Consider the following 23,568-nt stretch of genomic DNA (forward strand, 5'->3'; position numbering starts at 1 on the left):
CCTAATGTCCTTTCGCTTTCTCTCGATATTGTGCAGCGAAAGAGGCCCCTTCATAACCTTGATCTTCGTGGGATAATTGCTTCAAGGCTATCTGCTGTCCTCCTAATAAGAAAGATTTTCTGGCTGCCATCGCAGCAAGTTCCGCCTCTAGCAGTTGACTTATTGAAACGAAAGGTTCTGCATCCCCAGCCAAGTATGGCAAGCTTGCTTCCAAAAAAGAACGATATAATCGGCTGTTATCCACCTGCAGATGCTTAACTGTATTCTCGGTCACAATCGTCGCATAGAAGGGCAAATATCCCTGTGTAGTTCCGATGCTTAAGAAGCCCTTGCGCCCATCCTGCCATGTGAGTTCAATTTGATGCTGTAAATGTACACCTGCGGATCGTACGCTTTCGATTCCAGGTCCCATGATCGCTTGCAGGAAGTAGAAAGCATGTATACCGTAATTAAACTCATCAACGGAACAGCCCGCCAGCACAGTCACGATCTGGTCGTTCGGATCGTGCTGCCGATGCCATTCTCTGACCTCTTCGCAGACGCTTAACGAAGAACCTCCTGTTATTCGTACGCCACGGCGTTCCCACTCTTGGAGTTGCTGGATGTCACGCAAGTTCCCTGCCATAGGTTTATCTATCATGACAGCTTTACCTGCTTCGACAAAAGGACGTGCACGCACAACATGCAAGTCCCAGTTCACACTGTGGATAATTGCTATGTCTACGAGCTGCGCCATTTCTTCCAATGATTCACAAACAACTTTGATTTCGTGCCTCTCGGCAAATTGTGAGGCATAGCCTTCCTCATGAACGGTTCCCCCATCGAATACGGCAACCACTTGGTGGCCTAGTTCCTTGAGTATGGGCACCCAATTGTTCGGATGTGATGTGTCCAGATCTACAATTCCAATCCGTAGCGTTTGCATTCTTTTGCCTCCTATTCAAAGCTTAACTCCCCCATGCATGTATGCGCATATATTTGAGTCGATGTTATTCGTTTACGGGTATAAATCCGTACTTAGATATTTCAAACCTGAATCGTTAATGGTCAATACGATCCGTGCCCCTTTCTCTCGCGATTTCAGCAGTTGCAGGGCTGCAGCAACGTTGGCCCCGGAAGAAAAACCGGCAAAAATCCCCTCTTCACGCGCCAATCTCCTACAAGCTTCAATCGCCTCTTCATCGGTAACCGTCAAAAAATCAGAGATCAGCTTTCGCTCAACCAATGGCAGGTTCATACTATAACCGCCGCCTTGTAGCCTGTGGTTTGGATTGGTCAGCATTCCACCTGCTAGATAAGGTGAATCTTCCGGTTCTACCAAATAACAGCGAATGACCGGATTATAGGCATGCAACCTTTTGGCACAGCCAGCAAACGTTCCACCGCTTCCTGCAAAGTCAAGAAACACATCGAATTCGCCACTCGTTTGCTCCCATATCTCTTCTGCTGTATGTAACTCATGAGCGAGTAAACTCCCACGATGATGGAATTGATCTGCACGGAATGCGCCTCGTTCTTGAACGATATGGAGAGTTACTGCATCAACAAGCGCAAGATCCGCGCCAGACACTTGTCCGGGTATTGAGCCAGTTGCTTGATCGACCAGTACGACCTCAGCTCCGAGCGCATGCATCATTCGCGCTCTCTCCATCGAATTACCTTGCGACATAACAGCAACAAACGGGTACCCTTTCACCGCGCAGACGATCGCAAGCCCAGTTCCGGTATTGCCGCTAGTTAGCTCCATGACGGTCTGACCTGGCGTTAGCGTACCATCTAGCTCTGCTTCTTCTATGATTTGAAGCGCAATACGGTCTTTTTTGCTAAAACCTGGATTGAGGTATTCGAGCTTGGCGTAAATTTCTCCGTTTAATTCCTTGGTTAATCGGCTCAATCTAACCATGGGTGTGTTTCCTATCGCTTGATGAGCGCCATCCAGTATTGTTCTACGATAGTCAATCATTTGTCCAACACCTTCCCATTTCTCTTTCGTAGTTATCATTCATTCTTATGCTTGCAATTCAAAGCTCTATTCGCCCAGGCATGCACCGGGATTCTTCTGCTCGGCGGAAATAATCATCCATTAGCTCTAGCCCAAACTCTGCAATAATATCTTTCACATTCAAGTCATCAGATTCGCTAGTCAACAGGACACAGCCCAGAAACCCAGGGTCATGAATCTTGACTTTTGTTCCATATTTCTGTTTGATCTTAAGGAAATGTGCACCATTCTCATCGATATGAATAACAGCGTAATCCAAATTTACCTTGGTTGAAATAAATGAGTAGTAATTCGTGCTCTGTGCCGCAACTTCTCCCAATGGCGTTATCACTGTGCAAGGCAAGCCCGATATCGAACCGGCAAAATAAGATCTGCAGGAGTAAGCCCAGTAGTTTTGCATAATCCCCCCATGATACATGGAAGGAAATACGATCAAATCCGGCTTTGCTTTCGCATACTGCTGCCGAAGCTCATCAAAGTTCAAATCAAAGCATATCGCTGCTGCAACTCTCCCAAAATCACATTCAAAGATGGGGGCTTCCTTCCCATATAGAATATGATTCTTGTTATATTCATCAGGAACCAAATGATTTTTATGGTATACCCCCATCACTTGCCCCTCGCGATCAATCAACTGCATCGCATTGCGCCAACTGCCATCCGCAGCTTCTATATGTGCTGGATACGTGATATAACAACGATGCTGCTTCGCAACCCCAGCAAGAAAATCCCGAATTTGATTTTTTCGAAACCGATAATAAGCTAACTTTTGATCTTGCGGATACCTCCCTAGATCCGGCCTGTCACAGGCTTCATGCAGCACGATCAAATCTGGACGATCTGGGAGTACTTGATTCATCTGATTTTGCCAATGTTGGATCATTCGTTCCACCGACTCTTGGGCAGGAGTATCTGCTTCTATCACCAGAGGTCTAGGACCTAAACAACTTATCGTAATATATTTCGCCATGAATACCGCCACCTTAAAAGAAAAATTGGACAATATGAATTTCTATGTTCGATTTATGCCTCCGAGATCCACCAAGCCTTTGCCGTATGAGGTTCCATGATAATTTCTTCTTCTAAAATAGAGATGGGTTGCCTGCTCCAGAATTCTTCATGCGCCCCCTTCAAGCCAGCAAATGGCCGAGGCAGCTTCCTTGGCAAATAATCATCGCTAAGATTGAATATCGCTAGAAGTTTGCGGCCATCCCCCTGGGCAATTACGATAGGCAAATCATCTCCATCGTAATCGAACAGATTGATGGGTACTCCACGTTTGACCGGTTCTTGAAGAACAGTACATAGCAATGCCATACCTGTATCATTTAGATAATTCAGCGCATCTCCGAGGACCATATCCCCTCCGGTCAGATAGCAAGCAAGCAGCAGTGTCTTCGCTTCGTCCAGATTCATCTCTCGTCCTGCATACCAGTTAGCACCCGATTTCCAAGGCTTTTTGGGTAAGCGCCGACTACGATGCACATCATCCGTGGTGCGATCACACCTGACAATAGCGAAATCAGGATCTGTGTTTCCTACCGTTCCTTGCATCCACCAGCGTGCCAGAATCGACCTTATATTTTGCCGGATATGGCTCCAATAATGATGAATGTCTCCTGTCGTTCTGTGGGAATCGGCAATGCCGATAACCGTCTCGTAAGGGGCGCCGCATGCAAGCAAGTAGGCTTCCTCCCCTATCGAACCTCGAATAAGACTGAATAGTTCGCGAAGCATACCTGCGGTTGTTATGTCGTCACGAAAGAAGCGGGACGCGCCCAGCAGCATCTGTGTAAAATCACATTTGAAGTAAGTAAAGCCTGCTTGCCGTAATTGGGTGAATATCGTACATATATGCTCGCGCACTTCATGCTGGGTGATGTCGAGTTGAGCCATGGAGCCATACCCGATACTTACCAGATAGGGGTTACCGGTGTTATCGTCAACAAACCAATTCGGATGTTCCCTATATAAGGGGGTAGAAACATTAACCATGAGCGGAGCCGTCCAAATCCCCGGTTCAAATCCGGCATCACGAATCGTTTCGCATAGTGCTTGCAACCCGTCGGGAAATTTCCATCCTGCTTCCCAAATCCCCCACTGGCTTTGGTATCCTTCGTCGATGACGATATAGCGAATAAAGTCAGCAAATTGTTCCTGTGCCTTACAAGTATTCTGGGCGATATCGCGCTGTGAAACAGCCCCGGCATAATAATCCCAGGAATTCCAACCGGTCATGCGCCGTTTGCCCAATAAGGATTGAGGAATTCGATTTCGAATGTGATCCGCATATTGCTCCAACAAAGTAATCCCGTCCTTGCCGTGAAGCATGATCAAGTGGGCCAGCACCACCTCTGAATTCGAAATGATTCGGCGTGGTGAGGTTAATTGAACACTTAATTGGAAATTACCGTCTCGATGCGCGCTTTCGTGCATAATTGGGAAGCTCACGAAACAGTCTTCATATGGAGGCAAAGCCCCTAGCAGCAATGCTTCGCCAGGCAGTCTGCGTGAGATCACGGTAACCATGGAAGAGGCTTCAGTAGGATCCGACCAATCGTTGGGACGATGAAGAGGACGTACACCTGCCAATTTTTCAAAACATTGAGAATGATGAAGTTGAACATAACTTCTGGCATCCAAATACGGAGAAACATCCTTCGATTTCCATTCCAAACTGATATATCTCAAGTGAATGTCATGAACGCTAATATTATGAAACGTAACACTTCTGACGACCTGATCTTGACTACAGATCATAGAGACAGCCAAAACATCCCATCGCCACGTTTGATGACCACTCTCCACTTCTTCCTCAAATATGGCGTCGCCACATACAAACGTTCGATCGGAGCATATGCCCCGTAAAGAAACCCGATTAAATTGAAACTGATCTAAGAGCTGCACTACCATGCCCCACCCTCCATTCATACACACTTCCAACATAAACTGGATTACAAACAAAAGGATAGTGCAAGATCTGCACTTTTATCTATTATGGAACTGTATGTTCCAATTTTTCTTGTTGAATAGCGGCGGTTCACAAAAATATAAATGTTTCAGCTGCATTCAGGAGTAAAGTGCGGATATTTGACTATTTATTATTTGTCCAATTGGTAAGTTAGAAGTATGGATAATATCCAAAACTACTTAATGAGGAGGACTGTGTAATGCGAAAAAAAACGAAGCTTGGTTCAGGCTTGGCGTTAACGATAGCGCTTGGCTTTATTGCTGGGTTGCTGCCAGCACCAAGCGTACTTGCAGCTGCTACGACCTACTACGTGGCTCCAAGTGGAAATGACTCCGCAGCGGGCAATTCAGAGGCGTCCCCTTTCAAAACCATCAATAAGTGCGCACAATCCATGCTGCCGGGGGATACGTGCATCATCGCAACAGGTACATACCGCGAGACGGTTACACCGGCTGCTTCAGGCCAAAACGGTCTGCCCATCACGTTTCAGACAGCCCCTGGTGCAACGGTCATTGTAAGCGGTACCGAGCCAGTCAGTGGCTGGACACAACACGCAGGACAAATTTACAAGACAGATCTAAGCTGGAGCCTCGGGAAAGAAAACCAGCTATTCGTTAATAACGGCGCAGCCGTCGCCCCGCTCTGGGAAGCACGCTGGCCAAATATCAGCGAATACACACTGCCTGGCTTAAAAGCAGGTACGGCAACCGCCGATGCAGGCTCGGCCACGACAATTGTGGATTCCAGCATTACGCAGCCTTCGGATTTTTGGAAAGGCGCGCTGGTCTGGGAACGAGGCGGCAATGCCTACCAAGGCATGACTAGTAAGGTAACAAGCTACAATAGTGCGACCCACACCCTGACGTATGAACCAATTGCAGGTGACTATCAGGAACTGTATCCTCGGCTTGGCAGTACATACTTCCTTAGCGGGGTTTTGGGCGCATTAGACGCTCCAAACGAGTGGTATGTAGATGATGCTGCTCAAAAAGTATACTTATGGGCACCTGATGGCGGGGTTCCCTCCAATGTTGAGGTTAAAAAACGCAAAACTGCATTCAATTTGAACGGGAAATCCTTCATTAATATGAAAGGTATTCGTACTTTTGCCGCTAATATCACAATGAACGGTTCGAGCAATAACATTTTGGATGGCATCCAGGCGGATTACGTTTACTTTTCAAACTACTCACAGAATACAACAAATGCCGATCAGCTTAATGGCGGAATTAGCATCGTCGGAAACAACAATGAAATCAAGAACAGTAAGATTGGCTACTCGTCGGGAACACTCATCAATATTGAGGGGAACAACAACCGCATTGTGAACAACATTATTCATAACGGCAGCTATATGGCCTCCTACGATCCCTTGGTCAAGCTTTCTAGCGGGACTGCCAACCTGATCAGCTACAACGAAATCAGGGACTCCGGAAGATTCAACATTTATTGGAGATCTGGCAGTGGCGAAATTTCGTACAACGACATCTCTAATGGGATGTGGCTTTCTCGAGATGGTGCCTTGCTATACAGTTGGGGTCTTGATATGGGCAACAGTGATATCCACCACAATCTGATCCACGACAGCAAAGGATCTGATATGAGCGTCGGACTCTATTTCGACAACTACGCGAACAATGTGGTAGCTCATCATAATGCCATCTATAACAACGATGTAGGAATCCAGATGAATACACCGGGTAACTACCGACTCATCTATAACAACACAGTTGTGAATCATAGAACCAGCAGCATAGGCTTCTGGGGATCTCCTCCATATAACCAGGAGTTGTTTGGATCTAGGGTATATAACAACATTTTTACAAACAGTGTCTCCTTAACAGCAGATACGGCAAACGGCTATAACACGACATCGAGCACCGGCGTAAATTTTGTGAATCCAGCTGCGAACGACTTCCGGTTAAATGCTGGTTCAACAGCTATTAACACAGGTGCAGTCATTAAGGGAGTTACGGACGGTTATGTAGGTATTGCCCCGGATGCAGGTGCTTTTGAATATGGCGGAACCGATTGGACGGCAGGTCCGAATTTCACCAATCCTCCAAGCGTAACTTACACCCAGATTGATACGCCTTATATGAACTTAATTAAGAACAGCGGCTTTAACGGGACTACCGATAACTGGCTGAAATGGACGACGAACGGCACTACGGATGTCCAATCTGTACCAGCCTCTCCAGACTGGCAAGTACGTGGTAGACAATACCGCTTGAAATTGGGGCCAGGTGGAGCCGGTGTGGAACAAAAAATCACGGGTCTTAAACCAGACACCGAATATAAATTTGTAGCTTGGGTTTACAACGAGCCTGGGGAATCCATCGTTCTCGGCGTATTTAATTATGGCGGAAACGCTATCGATACGACTGTAAAAGATAACCAATTTGTTCGCAAAGAAATTACTTTCCGAACAGGCCCAACTAATACGGATGCAAGAGTGCGCATCTATAAGCCTGGATCAGCCGTGGGCATCTCATACGCAGACGATACGGGTTTGATTGAAAACACGCAGTTCGATGCAGGGGTAAGCCAAACTTTCTTGAAAGAAGTCCAGTTCACGACACCAGTAAATCTCTTTACGGTCGGAGAGCAAGGGATCTTGAATTTGACCGGAACACAGCAAAATGGATCGCCGGCGGATCTGTCTACGGCCGATATCCAGTTGATTTCCAGTGACCCTCAAGTACTGCGTATTAATAGCGTCAACAATGGTTCTGCTTCTGTAACAGCCCTTGCAGCAGGTCAAGTCACTGTGTCGGCAACTGTTTCCAAGGACGGCATGACGAAAGCAGCATCACAGATCTCGACGGTCTTCCCTACTGGCGGATCTGATACTGGGCCGGCAGGCTGGGCTCTGAAGACGTACGGTTCCCATAGCAAAGGCTTCGTCACAACGGATTCCGATGGCAACTATTCGCTTGTAGGCGTTGGAGACAATGTATGGGACAAAACGGACGATTTCGTTTATCTTAGCAAAAACGTTCATATCTCCGACCCTAATGCTACAGTCACATTTACAGCAACGATTGACTCCTTCGACTACGCGGATCCGGCATCGATCGGCTTGATGTTCCGCGCTAAGGACACAGCGGATTCTAAACATGTTCAGTTCCGTACGGACGGCACTGGTAAGGTGCTCCGATATGTATTCCGTAATAACGAGAGTATTCTGGATTCGCAAAATCCACCTGCACAACAGAAATACTGGGGTTCGTCAACAGGCCTGCTGCTGGACTATGCGGGCAAGAGCATCAACACTCCGTTCCAGATGAAATTGGTTAAAGAAGGCAATAAAGTAACTGGTTATTATTATAAAGATTCGCAGTGGCTATCTATTGGATCCACAACAGTAGAGTTTGAAGGAACTGACTTCCTCGCGGGGATCGGAATGTTCTCGGGAAGCGGCAAGCCACCGGTGAAAGCCGTCATTTCGCAGTTGGACATCCAAGTTGAAGATGTGCTTAATTCTATTTCCATAGCTGCGGATAAAATGTTTGTAGGAGCTGGAAGCCCTGCCGTATTAACGGTGACTGGCTATGTATCCGATGGATCTCTTGCAGATTTGAGCCAGGCAACGTACTCATACAGAAGTGACAATAACGCAGTGGCAACAGTGGATAACAATGGCATGGTAACCGCAACTGGGGAAGGGATTACTTCCGTTCATGCATCCGTTACCTTGGGACCTGTAACGAAGGAAGGAAGCATAGGTATATTGACGGATCTCAGGGCTCCAGTCACAGTGGCTGAAGCTGTTTATGGGACACAGATGACAGTGGTTGCCCTTTCAGCAACCGACAATTTGTCTGGTGTCGCTAGAACCGAATATCGGGTCGGTGACAACGGAGCTTGGAATCCGTATACAGGACTTTTTATAATTCCTCAAGGTGGTGCAACTACGGTTCAGTATCGTTCTGTCGATAAAGCAGGCAATGCAGAAGCAAATAAAGTTATCGTTATTGGCAGCCAAGACGTAACTTCTCCTTCTTTGTCCGTAACGCTGGACAAAACAGTAATATGGCCGCCAAACAAAAAAATGATCGCCATCAATGCCTCAGTGAACGCTAGTGATGCGGATTCAGGCGTGGCGTCGGTCATTTTGAACTCCATCGTCTGTAGCGATCCGACCAGCAGCCCTAGCGACATTGAAGCGGCCATTGGTACTTCAGCTACAACGTTCAGTCTGAGAGCCGTGAAAGATCGTACGTACACAATCACCTACACGGCTACCGACAACGCAGGTAATAAAACAGTAGTTACCAGTATAGTTACCGTTCCTCGTAATATGGCTGGGAACTAAGTGGAAATAGGATATACCATGATGGGTAGAAATCGTGAAGGAGCTAAGCGATATAGACGCTTAGCTCCTTTGCTTTTAGTATTCAAGTTGCAGAAATCGGTGCTAGTTCGATTTTGCCAGGCTGTTCCAATCCATGTGCAACGAATTTCCAGATTCCATGGAAGCATCCGCTCGAAACCCGACAAGATGTCCGACGATGCTATGCTCCAACGACGTGGAAAATTGGGCGGAAGTATCTCCTCGCACGACGCGAACGAAATCTTCAACAAGTCGGTGATCCCCGCCACCATGCATATCCCTGCTAACCGGAATATTGACGCGGTGCTCGCTATAAACACCGCCTTCCCGCAGATGCGGGTGACGTACCACGAAGAAGCCTTCCTCAAGCACTCCGTAGATTTCGCCCTTTGTTCCTGTTATATGTAAGGTGCGACAAGCCTTCGCTGCCCCGCCCACCAGATTGTGTACGGCGGTGCTTCCATTCTCGAATTCCAGCATTACGGCCTGGTGATCGACAATGTCATTATCGCACTTCCAGACGCAACGACCGAAAGGATTGTCTGTTCTTAGACTCTCCAGCTTCTCTTCATCGCTGAGCCGCACGCCGTCTAAGTATCGTGGCCACACGTAAACCGGCCATAGCGGCTGCTCCACGTACAGCTTCTTCGCTGAGTACACACAGTTCTCTTCGATTTCGCAGTCGGCCAGGCAACGAGTCCCCGAACCTTGGGGAGCCCGCGAATCGCGGAAATACGAGCGGCCGCCATAACTACTCACCTTGACTGGCCGTACTTTCGATTGGAACCAGGTGATGAGATCGAGGTCATGGCAGCACTTTTGCATGAGGAAAGACGAGCCTCCTCGCTCCTTATTTGCGAATTTTCCGCGAACGAACGCCGTGGCCATGTGGTGAAAATCCACATTTTCTTCCGTCTGAATGTGAAGAATTTCCCCGATTGTCCCTGCCTCTAGCTCACGCTTCAGCTCCACGTAGAACGGGGCATAACGCAGTACATGGCAGATCATGACCTTGCGACCGTACGCATGCGCTGTGCGATGCAGCTCCAGTACTTCGTCCTCCGCTATCCCAATCGGCTTCTCAAGCAGCAGATCATAGCCTTTATGCAGCAGCGGCAGACTCGTCGACACGTGCTGCGCGTCCAAGGTCCCATTAATCGCCGCATCGGCCAATCTCGGCCGAGCAACAAGTGACTCCACATCCGCAAATAACATGTCCTCTGCTAATCCATAACGTTCAGCCGTATGCGCTCGCCGAAGAGGATTGGGGTCCACCACCCCAACCACCTTAAGCTGTTCCGGGTGCTTCAGCGCGTAGCTCGCGTAATTCATACTGCGACTGCCTGCTCCAACAATGATGACCTCTATTGGTTTATTTTCAGCTTTCATGGCTCTCTCCCCTTTTGGTTGACTCCGATGCAAAAGTTATCGCCTGATTGACTCTTTCTCTCAGCCCGAGCAGCCACTCCGCATCTGACGGATAACGGCTAAAGCTCAAAGGCTCTGTCAGACCCTCTTCAATTAATGCCAGCACCCGGTCGCGCCCGACCAAGCTTTCTAGCAACTGCAGCGCCCTTAGATCCTGCAAGCCCTCATAGAACACTTCCATACGGATCGACTCTACCGGCCCTTCCTCCCCGGGATAGACCAGAAAAGCATCGCCGGATGGAAAGCTGCGCCCTGCGTCGGTGACGCGAAACGGATCAATCGCTTGCAGTGAATACTGTGTATTCCAGAAGTTGTAGCCCCAATGCAAGAAACCAGCAATCTGGAACTTATACAACTGCACACCGATCACCCGATTACGGGCGGATGGCATATTGAAGAATCGATTGGAAACTTGCTGGTATTGTACGCAGCAGTAATACGTCCATAGCTCCGGTACCTTTCGATTGAGGAACGGTTCGATGTGGTCGTTCGCCGGTATCGGCCCTTTCACAAGCCCCTGTTCATAGTACTCAACATTGGTCAACGCATCGATAATTGGAAAATCTCCCAAGTACGCCTGCATCAACTCGCTTGCGCTGCGATACCAGGGCATATGCTCAAGAAGTGGCTCATCCGAAATGTGAAAATAACACTGATTTTCAAGTCCTCGCTCTTGAAGTAATGCTGTAAGTTTGGGTAAGTATTGACACAGGAAGGACTTGTACGCCTCCCCAGTTGCATCTGTTTCCCAGCCAAAAATGCGATGCACCTCACCCTGTTCCTCCGCTACAATCTTCGGAGCGTGCTTCGCCCCCCATTGAGTGAAAAGGTGGGAGAATTCGAAATAGCGGATCCCCACTCGCTCGCATAGCTCTATCCAACGCACTAGTCGGTTGAAGCCGAATTCGTACGTGCCGTCTTGCTCCTTACGCACATCCACCAATTGAACCGTCGGGCGCTCGCCGCCGACTTGGGTATCCAGAGGGGGCGTGAAGTGTGGCGTGAGCACCATGTTCATGCCATGCCGTACAGCGGTTTGCATATATTTATCAATTAACGCCCAGTGTGCTTCACTAAAAACCTCAACTTCGTAATAATTTGCTAAACAATCGGCATGAAACCACTCTGTGTGAATTAATGTCTGTGGCGGTAACACCGCTGGCAAGACATCTAGTTGAAAGCACTCCCCGCCAAGTCTCTCTCCCGTTACAGTTGCAAATTGCACATCCAAGGAGTACTCCTCCGCTGGCGTCTCTTCATCCACCTCCACAGTGACCCATATGGATCTCCATTGATAATGGATCCCCACAATGCCCCGATCTCTAACGATTGGGTACAACGGATCTGGGTAAAGTCCTGGCGTAACCCGCAGCACATTGTCATCATGGCGGCGCTGGCAAGGAAGCTCTGACGGCGCTAAACCTACCTCTCGTAAAGTAATTACTGCTTGTAAGGTGGAAGTGACGCTCACATGAATTGGCTTGGTCAAAGCAGGCGCCCGATAGGCGACCTGAAAATTAAACGTTTCTCCGCGCAAGACGGAGCTCCTCGTATAAGACTCGGCTCTAAGTTCCTCGTCCGAAAACACTTTGACTAAGGAATGGAGACTGCGTGTCTCAAATACAATTACATCTTGCATGTAAATTCCCCTTTGTTCTCTCGACTTAAGATCAGAGTAACGCCCTGAAAAAACAAAAGAAAGTGCAAGATTCGCACTTTCTTTCACCAAATCAATGAACAATTTGAACTTTTATGCACAATGACGTTTCGAAGCGATCTGCCTATAAGGACAGCGATTTCTTGATGCGATAATCCTTCGGCGTCGTGCCAAAGCGCTTCTTAAACAGTTTGAAAAAGTAGCTCGGTGAGCTGAATCCAACCTTCTCGGAAATTTCGTTCACCGGCAAATTATTGTTCTCAAGCAGCATGACTGATTTCAACAAACGAATTTCATTGATGTAATCCGCCACGGAGAGCGTCTCCTGCTTCTTGAAAATGCGGCCAACGTAGGCAGATGACATCCGGAGCATATCCGCGATTTCCTGCAGGCTCAGATTGGGATTGGAGTAATTTGCCTGAATGACATCTTTAATCGTATCGATGATAAAATGGTCTTTCGTCTCCGTCCCCCGCTTTTGATCTTCGAAAATCGCGCTTAGGATGGCGCCGAACTCTGCGAAGATTTCGTCCAGTGTCTCCTTTTCGAATACGAGGCGATCAATGGAGCGAAGGTCGATAAGCAGCGGTGACAGCTTGTTCTGATTAATTTCACGAACCGTCTGTTTAATCAGGATGCCAAGCTGGATCACCGATTGCACGACGGCGTCGGAGCTCATCCCCGCGATCAGCCGGCGCAAATGCTCCAGTTCCTGGATGACGTTGTCTGGACGGCTCGATTTGATCGCCTCTGCGAATTTTCGCTCGAGCTCGAGTGGGATGTGTGCCTCGAGATTGGCAAGATTGCTCTGCACCATCTCTGGTGTGATCACGGAGCCATGGCCAAAATTCATTTTGTATAGATGGTAATCCAATGCTTTCTCGTAACGGGCCGTCAGCTCGTGATAATGGGACGCGACATCGCCTAGCGCTACTGTGAAAGTGACATGGTAGTAATCCCCGATGATCTGCTGCGCTTGTTGCACCAGTTTGGTAATAGCCGCATAGCTTTCTTTCTGACGTGTGCCAGCTTCGAAGACCAGCACCAAGTATTCGCCACGAATGTCGACGACATCCCCACGCAGCCCCTCAGGAACAATTTCCCGAATGATATTGGACACAGCAAAATTCAGCAAGTTCACATTCACGCCGAGCAAGTTGTCTTTCAGCTCTTCGTAGCGATCGAGCTTGAGGACTCCGACAATGCTCTCTTTTTCCAAATCAGCATTCACATATCCGCCTCGCACGCACTCAGCCCATTCTTCCGAGGAGAAAGCTTCGCTATCGGTCACGAGCTTGCGCAAATAGTAAGAACGCACGATTGCTTCATTACTGTCATGCTTCGTCTGCTCTGTCATGAGCTTCTCTATCAGATGATTGTAGATATCCGATATATAGCTGATCTCGTCCTGCTCGTTTGTGCGATCCGGTTCGCCGCCGGGCATTCGCTTCGTCTGTTTGAGAAGTACATTAATCGGCGAGTACAGACGATTCGAGATGACCCATGAGGCAAAAACGGCGATCACAAGACAAATTGCGGCGACTGTAATAAAGACGGCCTTCAGCCGATCAACCGCAGCGAGCACGCCAACATAAGGTTCGACAGCGACGATCACCCAGTTAACGGAGCGATTGACGATGTAGTTGACGATTTGCTTTTCGCCGGTAGCCATATACGTAAACTGAGACACCTGCCGGTGGGTGGTATCAATTTGCCGATATACCACGTCCTTCAGATTCCCCAGATCTTGGTCGTTTTGAATGTCCGGACTGTACATGTCTTTATTCTGGTCCAGGACAAATATCCGATTGGAACGATTCGAAGATTGACGATTCATCAGCTCCAACTTCTCAAACAGCCATTCTGGCTTCACATTAATGATAAGCGCACTTTCCTTCTTCGTATATGCGTCTAGCGAGTCAAACATAAACAGGGAGATCACTTGCTGTGACCGCTCTGGATGCTTGAGATCCGGTACGTAACGTAGCGGCATCATTTGCATTTTGAATATTGGCTTGGCGCCACTCAGAAATTCACCCATTTGATTCATTAGATTGCTGGTTGAGCTCGTTATTGCGTCGTCACCGCTTGTAAAGAACATGTTTCGCTTACTGTTGTAGATGACGATGGAGTGAATAAAAGAGTTATATGCAATGGTCTTGGTTAACTTGTTTACTCGGTTGGTATCTTCAAAAGTATCCGATTCGCCACTGAATAACAAATGGGCCAAATCCGTATCGTAGAACATGGATATTGCAAAATTTTTCACGGTGTCATTCATGTAAGAGATGTTGTAGTTAATTTGTGAAAGCACTTTCTCGTTAGCTTCTTGCTGGGAATCCAAACTAATTTTTTTCGAATACAGGAAAGCGGACAGCAAGGAGGCCAGCATAACGGATATAATGAGCAGATTGATCGATAGAATGATACGCATGAAATATTTCCGTTCCCGGTACTTACGCAAGTAGTTGTTCAATGGTCCATCCCCTCTTCTCCAACTTCCTATACAAGTTCAAAATGATTGATCTTCCAACAAACGCTTCGTTTATCTTTACCTATTTCTACATAAAATCCGCATTTCCTTTTCATAGATATACACCCTTCGGTTGACCGAAGGGTGTACTTTGGAATAGCGGGACCTAATCTTAGTAATTCGTTGTGAGCTGCAAATCCGTAATGACCGCCTTCACATCAGGCCTTCCTGCGCTGGAGTACAGCGCAATCCCCGCAAGAATGTTGGCGCCGTTCGTAAAGTTGACCGTCGTTTGGCCAAACAAAACGTAAAGGTTGACGTCTAGGTAATATCCTTTCACGGTGTTACCTTCCTTCGTCAGCATGATAGGCAATACGCGAGGCACCACACCTGTTGTGGCAGGTATGAGCTTCACGCCGGTTTTGTAATGGTTGATCAGATCAGTTGATCCAGACGCAGTATTTCGAAACACAAGCCGGAGGATATCGCCTGCTCCGTCCATCCGGAACTCCGCATGCTCGGAACCTGCCGTGTCCTGCTCGCGGAACATAAGACCGATGGAACCTGGGTCGTACGAGCTGAACTCAATATTCGCCTTCAGTGTAATCTTGTTGCTGGCCGTATTGGAGTTAAGCACGGACTTCTTCAGGAAGACAAAGTCGTCGGAGGTGCCCCAAATGTTATCCCCTTTGCCGATAAGCGTGTACGTATTCGTGGAGCTGTTGAACGTCGTAAACCCGCTAGCATTCGTTCCATATGCTTTGGCAGTAAAATCCGTCACAGCAGGTGTTCCAACCGGATACACGGTAACGATTTGGCTCGTCGCTTTGGCGATGTTCCCTTTCCTTGCAATAGCGGTCACGGTCGTTTGACCTGCACCCACCGCCGTGTAATTGACTGTCCCTCCGGTGGAACTGTTGATACTCACGACACTAGGATCGCTCGAAGCGAATGTAATCGTCGCTCCCGACCAACTAGCTGCACTACCGTTCTGAAGCGTTCCATTCAAGGTCAAGCTTCCTGTTGCTCCCGCTGTCGTACTAGTTGCCGGCGCACCGACGAAAGCTACATCTTTCAGGTTAGTGTCATCGCTAAGCCCTGAATTAAACGGCGCGGATTCAATTAAGCCGGCGTCGTCCGCAAAGGAGTAATGGTAAGCGTACGACTTATTCTTATAAATTTGCACGCGCGGTTTGATCGGCGTTCCGTTCACAGCAGTAAGCGACCCTGTTGTAAAATTCAACTCCTGGCGTACATACTTCCCACTGGTCGAAGCTACCGACACTTTAGGCATGGTCGGTGCAGATGCATCGTAATTCTCAGCTCCTAGTAAAATCGTTTCTGTCGAAACCGGTGTCGTTGTATTGGGATCGAGCGGGATGTTATAAATCCAAGCGGAATACGTATAGGCCGTATTTGGTTTGAGACCTGATATAGACTGCTCAATCCCATCGCCGACTACCGAACCTCCTGCAGGACTGCTGCCATCTCCAAGCCGAAGTTTGTTATTCTTGCCACGGTTAATCCAATTCGGCTTAGTTGGCATCGGAGAGGCTGGTACGGCATATTGAGAATCGGAGCCAACGGTTGTTTCAGTTCCAGCTGTCGACCAAGTGAGCCAATCGGTAAGCCCTTTCTCAAAAGCGCTATTTTTAATGCGATTCATGTACGGCGTGTCAATCATTTGCCAAGCCGGTGAAGACGGATAATTGGCGTGATTGAAAGACGGAATCCAGTTGGAACTGTTGGACCCGCCACCCAACTCGTAAGCCCCGGCGTCAGGCGCCGTCCCGCCCCAGGTGTATGTGCTGGTAATGCCTGCAATCGCCGCCCCGCTGTCAATCGCCGTTGAGCCTGTTTGCAGCCTGAAGTCGTTGCCGTTGCCTCCTGCTGGGTTGACGAAGTTTAGACCGACTTGCGAGATGGTATTGTAACCTTGAGAGACGGTTGTGGGAAACAGCTTGCGATCCGAATCAATTGCGAAAGCTTTATCCGTCATAATGTTGTTATAGAAACGAGTGCCATAGAAATCGTCGGGATATCCAGCTGCACCGTGAAACCCAATGCTTTTATCATTATTGACGATCGTGTTGTTGTGGACAAGCTTGAAATTACCTGGCGCCCCCATCTGAATCCCCGTATCGTTGTTATAGATAACGTTGTGATGGATAATCGCATTCTCCGTGTAGTTGTCGAAATACATGCCTACACTCGTGTCGTCTCCTTTGCTGTCGTGAATCCAATTGTGGTGGAATTCGGTGTTGCTGAGGTCTGAACCCCAAGCATAGATCAGACCACCGTCACGGGATAGCTTCATGCCCCGATACATATCGTTGTAGCTGATCACTCCACTGCCCTGGTAGATCGACAGGAGACCTCTCCCCGATTCGCGGATCTCATTGTGATCGATGACGTTCTCGGCTCCGCTTGATAAACGGATTAGCGAATCGTGCGTGGCCATATAACTGCCATCATGAATGCTATTATTGACGATCCGATTGCCTTTGCCGGCAATATGGATCAACGTTCCGGTAGAATAGGCGATCGTACTGTTTTTCAACTCATTGTAATCGCCTACCATATTGATGCCCCGCTCGCGCTGACTCTCGATCGACGTGCCATGGCTGTAATCCGAGAAATACAAATACTCGGCTTTAACCTTGTCAAGCACATTGTAGGCGGACGGTGTGCTGCCGACCGTACCCATCAGGATGTTTGCCGCCATCGTTCGAATGCCAGAGATCGTGATATAGGATTTACCTTTCAAATTGAATGCGGTTTGACGCGTCTTGGCTTCAACATTAGCGGGAACGCCACCAGAAGGAGCCCACAAGTAGAGATCTGTCGCATCTGTATGCCACTCGCTTGCCACATCGAGTGCTCCCAATACGCCAGAGAGGAAATACGTACTTCCTTGCCGAGGCGAATAATAAGATTGGTCATTTGAGACTGGATTCATTGTAAGCGTTTTAGTTGTATTGTTGAAGGCGGTAATGGTCGAAGTTTGCCCCGTGTAGGCATCACCTCCACGCTCCCAGATCGAAGCACCAGCCCAATTGATGTTGGGTAGAGTGCTGTCTGTTACTGTGTAATAGGTCGTCATATTCGTGGCAGACTCCATGTAGGCCATCTTGTCTTTTAGAGCGTTCAAGCTGTAAGCTGTAATGTTTGGCCAGCGAGCTTCCCAAAGCAATGTTGGATCTCCGTTTAAATAGCCGTTTGCGTCCTTGGGAACAATGAAGAACTGCTCCTCCGTCTCATCTATAAGCGAGCTTCTTGTGTAAGGCACTTTGTACACCGACGGCGTGCCGGCAATCCCTGCGGATGTCCACGTTCCGCTGATCAGATCGGTACCACTAACCACAACGTTGGCTCCAGACGCAGCTTGAATTGTAATTGGCGAACCCGCGATACCACTATTTGATGGTGTAATGGTCTCACGGTAAATGCCTGAGGATACGAGACAAGTATCCCCCTGCTGTGCGATGCTAGCGCATTTCTGAATGGTACGGAACGGTTTAGTCTGACTTCCGTCGTTAGGAGGACTATCACTGGCTCCCGATGCTTGCGACACGTAGTAAGTAACACCCGCCGCCGAAGCCGGTTGAGCGGGCAATCCCCCCATCACCATGGCAAAACTCATTGTTGCGATTAGACCTAAGCGGCATATTGACTTTACTTTCATTATTTAGCCTCCTTTATTATCAAATATCGTTACTATCCCTCTATTATCCTAGTTGTTTACTCTCCTTTCTGTTTGATAAACTGAAAAACCTGCAAAGCATTGTGCAGAAATTGACGGATTTCTGGTATCTACTTTTCAAAAACCCTAAAGATAAGAATTTTTTCCAGAAATAGATACCAGTTTTCCGCTTAGATATTTGACAGCATGTAACTCAAGCCAACAAATGCATCTGATCTGCCCGAACTTCGCCACTCAAGGGGCGACCTTCGAGATAAGCTTGCAGGTCGTTCACTACCGATTTCGCGATGCGACCCATGCCGTTATTAACGGCGCCTGCGATATGCGGGGTCAGAATAACGTTCGGCAGATTACGAAACGGATGGTCCACTTGCGGCGGCTCCGGATCCGTGACGTCGAGACATGCGAACAATCTTCCCTTGCTCAATTCGGCAGTGAGAGCCTCCTCGTCGATAACCGAACCGCGGGCGGTATTGATGAGCACACAGTCGTCCTTCATCAAAGCAAGCCGTTCAGCATTAAACATGTGATTCGTCTCTGGCAGCGATGGCAAATGAATGGAAATGACGTCGCTCTGGCGCAATAGGTCCTCCAGCTCTAGTTTCTGAGCGCCCATCTCTCTGGCTCGCTCCGCGCTGACGAATGGATCGTAGAGCGCGATCCTGACATCGAACTGACGAAGCAGTTTAATGTAGTGAGAGCCCGCACGTCCTGCTCCGACAACCCCGACAGTAAGACCGTACACTTCACGTACGCGTGAGCCGTCGCCCCAGCCGCCAGCTGCTGTCTCCCGGCTGAGTCGCCACATGTCTTTCAGCGACACAATCGTAAACCCGAGTGCTGTCTCCGCTACCCCTTGGCCAAGTGCTTCCGTCGCGTTGGATATACGAACCCCGCGCTGCCAAAGCGCGTCCGTTACGATCGGCTTAACAGTGCCGGCCGCATGCAGAACGAGCTTCAAATTCGGTGCGCTCTCGAGTACCCGTTCCGTTAATGCGCAACAGCCCCATGATGTGATGGCAACATCGGCATTGGCAATGAGTGCACGCGCTTGTTCCTCCGTTGGGTTTACATTTTCCTCATTGAGTGTAACTTCACCTATTTCGCGAAGCTGTGCTAAATGTTCGGTGCCAAATACTCGTTCCCGCATGTCTTTTCTTTGCAGTAAGGCAATCTTCACATCAAATCCTCCTCATACGCTTGTTTCATATATTTGTGCAAAGCCCATAAAAACCTGGGCTATTCCAGAAAAACATTGCTGTTTTAGGGAGATAGCCCAGGTAATCCATAGATTTGTTAGCCTAGCTTATTTCTTGCCGTTCGCCTTCAACCACGCATCAAGCTGCTTCTGACGCTCCGCTACGATCGCATCGGCGCCAGCTTTCTTCAATTTCTCCTCATAGATCGGCAAGTATTTGTCTGTATCGAGCGTACCCGTTGCAAGACCGGCATAGTACTCATCGTTGACTGCCTTGACGTTTGCCGTTTCCGTTTTCACAGGTTCCGTATTGAAGACAAATCCAGTAAGCGGGGAAACTTCGCCTTCAGCATTAACCTTCGCTGTTTGCTCCAGTTTGTCGGCTGGTGAGCCTTCCGGTAAATACTCGTTGATGATGCTGCCGAAGATCCAGTCCGTGTTCGTGAAGTAACCAGCATCCTGATTAATTTTGATGAAATTGCCTGTTGTCTTCGTATAATGCTTACCTTCAATACCGTAAACGAGCGTGTTATACAATTGCTTATCGGTGTTCACCAGTTCAAGGAACATCATCGCTCTCTCTGGATTTTTGGAAGTCCGGCTGATCGCGTTCAGTGTGCTTGCTGCACCGCTAAAGACTGCTTTAGTCAATGGTACGAGCACGACATCGTTGCCAGCGTTCGCTGCTTTGAACTCAACCTCAGAGCCTGGCTTACCGGTAAAGTCGAACCATACCGCTGTGGTGCCTTTGTTGTACGCGTCTGCCGCACTTTTTAGGGTTGCAGCGTCTTTATTAATGTAACCTTTGGTATACCAGGAGTTCGCCAGCTTGAAGTTGGTTCTCATTTCAGTTGTCACATCTGGAAGGACTTTGAATGTCGTATCGTTTTTGTAAACGGGACCCTTCCCGTCGATGTTATAAAGAGTACCAGTATAGAAGCCGCGAGTGGTCCCGAATGGTGTGATCCCTGGCTCGTTATCCTTGATCTGCTTCAGGAACGGCTCGAGGTCTTCCATCTTCTTAATCGTGTTAACGTCCAGTTTATACTTATCTACAAAACGCTTCTGCATGACCAGTCCTGCTCGAGTTGCCGAGATTTGGTAGTTAGGTACCGCATAAATTTTGCCGTCTAGCTTCGCATCATTCCAGAATTTCTCTTCCAATGTTTTGTAAAGTTTCTGTCCTTGATTCTTCAACAAATCGTCGAGTGGCTGGAATACACCTTTCTTCTGATTCAGATCGAATTTAAACAGCCAGTTCGACGTCCAGATAATATCCGTTACTTCGTTAGCAGCTACAATCGTGTTCAACTTCTGCTCATAAGTACCGAAGTCGATCGGCATTAACTTGATTGTTGCGTTAATTTTCTCTTGTGTAATCTTATTAACAGCATCATTCACGAGTTGTAGATCTGGATTTGCTTTGTTCTGTGGGTAGTACCAAGTCAGTTCAACCGGGTCAAGCTTCTTGGGCGCTGCCGTTGCTGATGGAGCTGGTGCTGTGCTGCTTGACGGGGAAGGACTGCTTGTGTTGTCTGTACTGCTGCCGCAACCGGTTACGGCAATGGCAAGTGCGGAGCTAACTGCGAGTGTGGACATCCACTGAAACCGTGATTTTATAATCTTTTTCAATGAAAAAACCTCCCTTATTATGATTATCAAGCTTATTTATGAAAGCGGATGTGAAAAGTCGAATCCTACTCCTTGGTTCCCTCCTTTCAAACTTTCCCCATCCGAGGCTTGCAACTTAACCTTTAATAGCGCCGATCGTCAGTCCCTTAACGAAAAACCGTTGAAAGAACGGAAAGACCAACAACATCGGACCTGCTGATAGAACAGCTACAGCAAATTTAGCAGACGTCTTCGGAAAGTCCCCCATATCAACATTGAGCGTAACCAACGCTGAGGCGAACTCGGGACGCGATGTGATGAAGTCAAGTGTGTTCATGGTCCTCACGAGCAGCAACTGAAGCGGAACCAGGTTCTCGTTGTTGATAAACAGAAGTGCGTTGAACCATTCATTCCAGTAGTTAAAAAGGATAAACAATCCCAATGTAGCCAGTGCCGGCTTCGAGAGCGGAAGAATCAGTTCCGTGTAAATTCGCCACTCACGCGCTCCCTCTACTTTCGCAGACTCAATAATCTCGGTCGGGATTTTTGCCATGAAGCCCTTCATAATCAGTACGTAAAATGGACTGAGTAATCCAGGTACGATAAGTGCCCATATTGAATTTTTTAAATGCAATATCTGGGTGATCATAATGTAGAACGGTACAAGACCACCGTTGAACAGCATTGTGAAAAAAACATAGAATGACGTTGCTCGCTGCAGACCATAATCCTTCCTCGACAGCACGTAGCCCATCGTAGAGGTTAGAATTAGACTGATGCATGTGCCAATAACAGCGACGATAAGCGTCACACCGTAGGCCCGTAGGATCGTTTCCGGCGTTTTTAGAAAGTAATGGTACGCCGCAGCGCTGAACTGATCCGGAATAAGGCGAAAGCCACTATGCAGAATCGACTGTTCATCAGAAAACGAGATGACGATAACGAGGGCGAATGGAACGAGCATTACGATCGTGAGCAAGATGAATATGGTATGTATGATTAGTTGGCTCCATACCGCTTTGGACTGTTGGACTACCACGAAATGTTCCCTCCTTAGAACAAAGAATTGTCCTCATTAATTCGTCTAACGATTAAATTGGCGCTGACTACGAGAACAAAACCGACGAACGACTGGTACAAACCTACGGCCGATGCCATACTAACGTCCGCAATTTCACTGAGCGCACGGTAGATGTAAGTATCGATAATGTCTGTGGTCGAATACGTCATCCCGTTGTTGTTCGGGATGAAAAAATGTAAGCCGAAGTCGCCTCGGAACATATTCCCGATACTGAGGATAAGCAGAATAATAATCAGCGGCGTCAGCTGCGGGATCGTAATATTCGTCACCATCTGCATCCGCTTCGCTCCGTCAATTCGGGCGGCTTCATACAGTTCGCCATCAATGCCGAGAATACCGGCGTAGTACACCATCGCCGAGAAGCCGATCGCTTTCCACAAATGCACAATGTTTAGAATGTAGGGCCAATATTCGGCTTCGAAGTACCACGAAATTTTTTCCATACCGGCTGTCACGAGCCAGCTGTTGATAAATCCATTTTCGTGATCGAGAAACGCCTGAGTGATGTAGCTCATGACGACCCATGAAAGGAAAAAGGGCAATATCAACGCTGTCTGATAAATTTTAAGCCACCTTTTTGCAATTTCATTGAGAAGAATGGCTACGGTGAGTGCTGCAATTGTCGTTAGCACCATGTAACCCAGGTTATACACGACCGTGTTGCGGGTGATTCGCAATGCGGTTTCGCTTTTAAACAGAAACTCGAAGTTCTTGAAACCGATCCATTCACTGCCTAGAATGCCCTTGTCATACCTATAATTTTTAAAAGCGATAACGACGCCAAACATCGGAATGTACGCCATGATGAAAATATAGATGACTGCGGGAAGCGAGAGCGTAAACAGTTCGATGTTCCTGCCGAAAAACCGGAATGCCTTCTTGCGCTTCATAGGATGCCTTCCTCCTTGCCTGTACGATTTGCTTGGCTTGCTGCCTGAGATCAATTTATCCGAATTTTCATCTATAAAACAGTGCAAAAACTGTACTTTTATCGCCACTTTAAGTAAACGATCTGTATTTTACTAACTGAAGTCCGATCGTGCTCTGGAATATTGCGAGGGCTCGGGCATGGAGACCGCACCGCGGAAATGCCAAAAGGCCGAGAACC

At 48.0% G+C, this 23,568-nt stretch carries 13 protein-coding genes; 1 reads left to right on the top strand and 12 read right to left on the bottom strand.

Annotated features, from left to right (window positions below; all coding sequences use genetic code 11):
- Window position 1: 1 nt before the first annotated feature.
- The 4 genes from L6I86_RS26755 to L6I86_RS26770 form a co-directional block, all read right to left on the bottom strand.
- A complete protein-coding gene (locus tag L6I86_RS26755) occupies window positions 2–925 on the bottom strand; it encodes a Gfo/Idh/MocA family protein (protein WP_236291452.1) in 924 nt (307 codons plus the stop codon).
- Between the two features lie 72 nt (window positions 926–997).
- Window positions 998–2,002 (bottom strand): PLP-dependent cysteine synthase family protein, encoded by a 1,005-nt coding sequence (locus L6I86_RS26760; RefSeq protein WP_236291453.1) that lies wholly within the window; start codon window positions 2,000–2,002, stop codon window positions 998–1,000.
- Between the two features lie 19 nt (window positions 2,003–2,021).
- Window positions 2,022–2,972, bottom strand: a complete 951-nt coding sequence (locus L6I86_RS26765) for a carbon-nitrogen hydrolase family protein (protein ID WP_236291454.1) — start codon at window positions 2,970–2,972, stop codon at window positions 2,022–2,024.
- A gap of 53 nt (window positions 2,973–3,025) precedes the next feature.
- Window positions 3,026–4,915, bottom strand: coding sequence for an alpha-galactosidase (locus L6I86_RS26770; protein ID WP_236291455.1), 1,890 nt, complete (start codon window positions 4,913–4,915; stop codon window positions 3,026–3,028).
- Between the two features lie 257 nt (window positions 4,916–5,172).
- On the opposite strand from L6I86_RS26770, the gene L6I86_RS26775 reads away from it, so the two are divergent.
- On the top strand, window positions 5,173–9,291 hold the full coding sequence (locus L6I86_RS26775) for an OmpL47-type beta-barrel domain-containing protein (protein ID WP_236291456.1): 4,119 nt from the start codon (window positions 5,173–5,175) through the stop codon (window positions 9,289–9,291).
- Window positions 9,292–9,393: 102 nt separating this feature from the next.
- Here the strand turns inward: L6I86_RS26775 and L6I86_RS26780 are convergent, their stop codons facing one another.
- From L6I86_RS26780 to L6I86_RS26815, 8 genes are all read right to left on the bottom strand, one after another.
- On the bottom strand, window positions 9,394–10,731 hold the full coding sequence (locus L6I86_RS26780) for a Gfo/Idh/MocA family protein (protein ID WP_236291457.1): 1,338 nt from the start codon (window positions 10,729–10,731) through the stop codon (window positions 9,394–9,396).
- Window positions 10,688–12,376, bottom strand: a complete 1,689-nt coding sequence (locus L6I86_RS26785; protein ID WP_236291458.1) for a DUF4091 domain-containing protein — start codon at window positions 12,374–12,376, stop codon at window positions 10,688–10,690. The genes L6I86_RS26780 and L6I86_RS26785 overlap by 44 nt, the downstream gene beginning before the upstream one ends.
- 142 nt (window positions 12,377–12,518) lie before the next feature.
- Window positions 12,519–14,870 (bottom strand): AraC family transcriptional regulator, encoded by a 2,352-nt coding sequence (locus L6I86_RS26790; protein ID WP_236291459.1) that lies wholly within the window; start codon window positions 14,868–14,870, stop codon window positions 12,519–12,521.
- A gap of 169 nt (window positions 14,871–15,039) precedes the next feature.
- On the bottom strand, window positions 15,040–18,552 hold the full coding sequence (locus L6I86_RS26795) for a right-handed parallel beta-helix repeat-containing protein (RefSeq protein WP_236291460.1): 3,513 nt from the start codon (window positions 18,550–18,552) through the stop codon (window positions 15,040–15,042).
- Between the two features lie 211 nt (window positions 18,553–18,763).
- Window positions 18,764–19,750 (bottom strand): hydroxyacid dehydrogenase, encoded by a 987-nt coding sequence (locus tag L6I86_RS26800; RefSeq protein ID WP_236291461.1) that lies wholly within the window; start codon window positions 19,748–19,750, stop codon window positions 18,764–18,766.
- Between the two features lie 126 nt (window positions 19,751–19,876).
- Window positions 19,877–21,400: an ABC transporter substrate-binding protein gene (locus L6I86_RS26805; RefSeq protein ID WP_236291462.1), complete on the bottom strand. Its 1,524-nt coding sequence runs from the start codon at window positions 21,398–21,400 to the stop codon at window positions 19,877–19,879.
- Window positions 21,401–21,515: 115 nt separating this feature from the next.
- A complete protein-coding gene (locus tag L6I86_RS26810; protein WP_338113447.1) occupies window positions 21,516–22,418 on the bottom strand; it encodes a carbohydrate ABC transporter permease in 903 nt (300 codons plus the stop codon).
- A gap of 14 nt (window positions 22,419–22,432) precedes the next feature.
- Window positions 22,433–23,350, bottom strand: coding sequence for an ABC transporter permease (locus L6I86_RS26815; protein ID WP_236291463.1), 918 nt, complete (start codon window positions 23,348–23,350; stop codon window positions 22,433–22,435).
- Between the last annotated feature and the right edge of the window lie 218 nt (window positions 23,351–23,568).

The sequence above is a fragment of the Paenibacillus allorhizoplanae genome (assembly GCF_927798215.1).
Classification (GTDB): domain Bacteria; phylum Bacillota; class Bacilli; order Paenibacillales; family NBRC-103111; genus Paenibacillus_E; species Paenibacillus_E allorhizoplanae.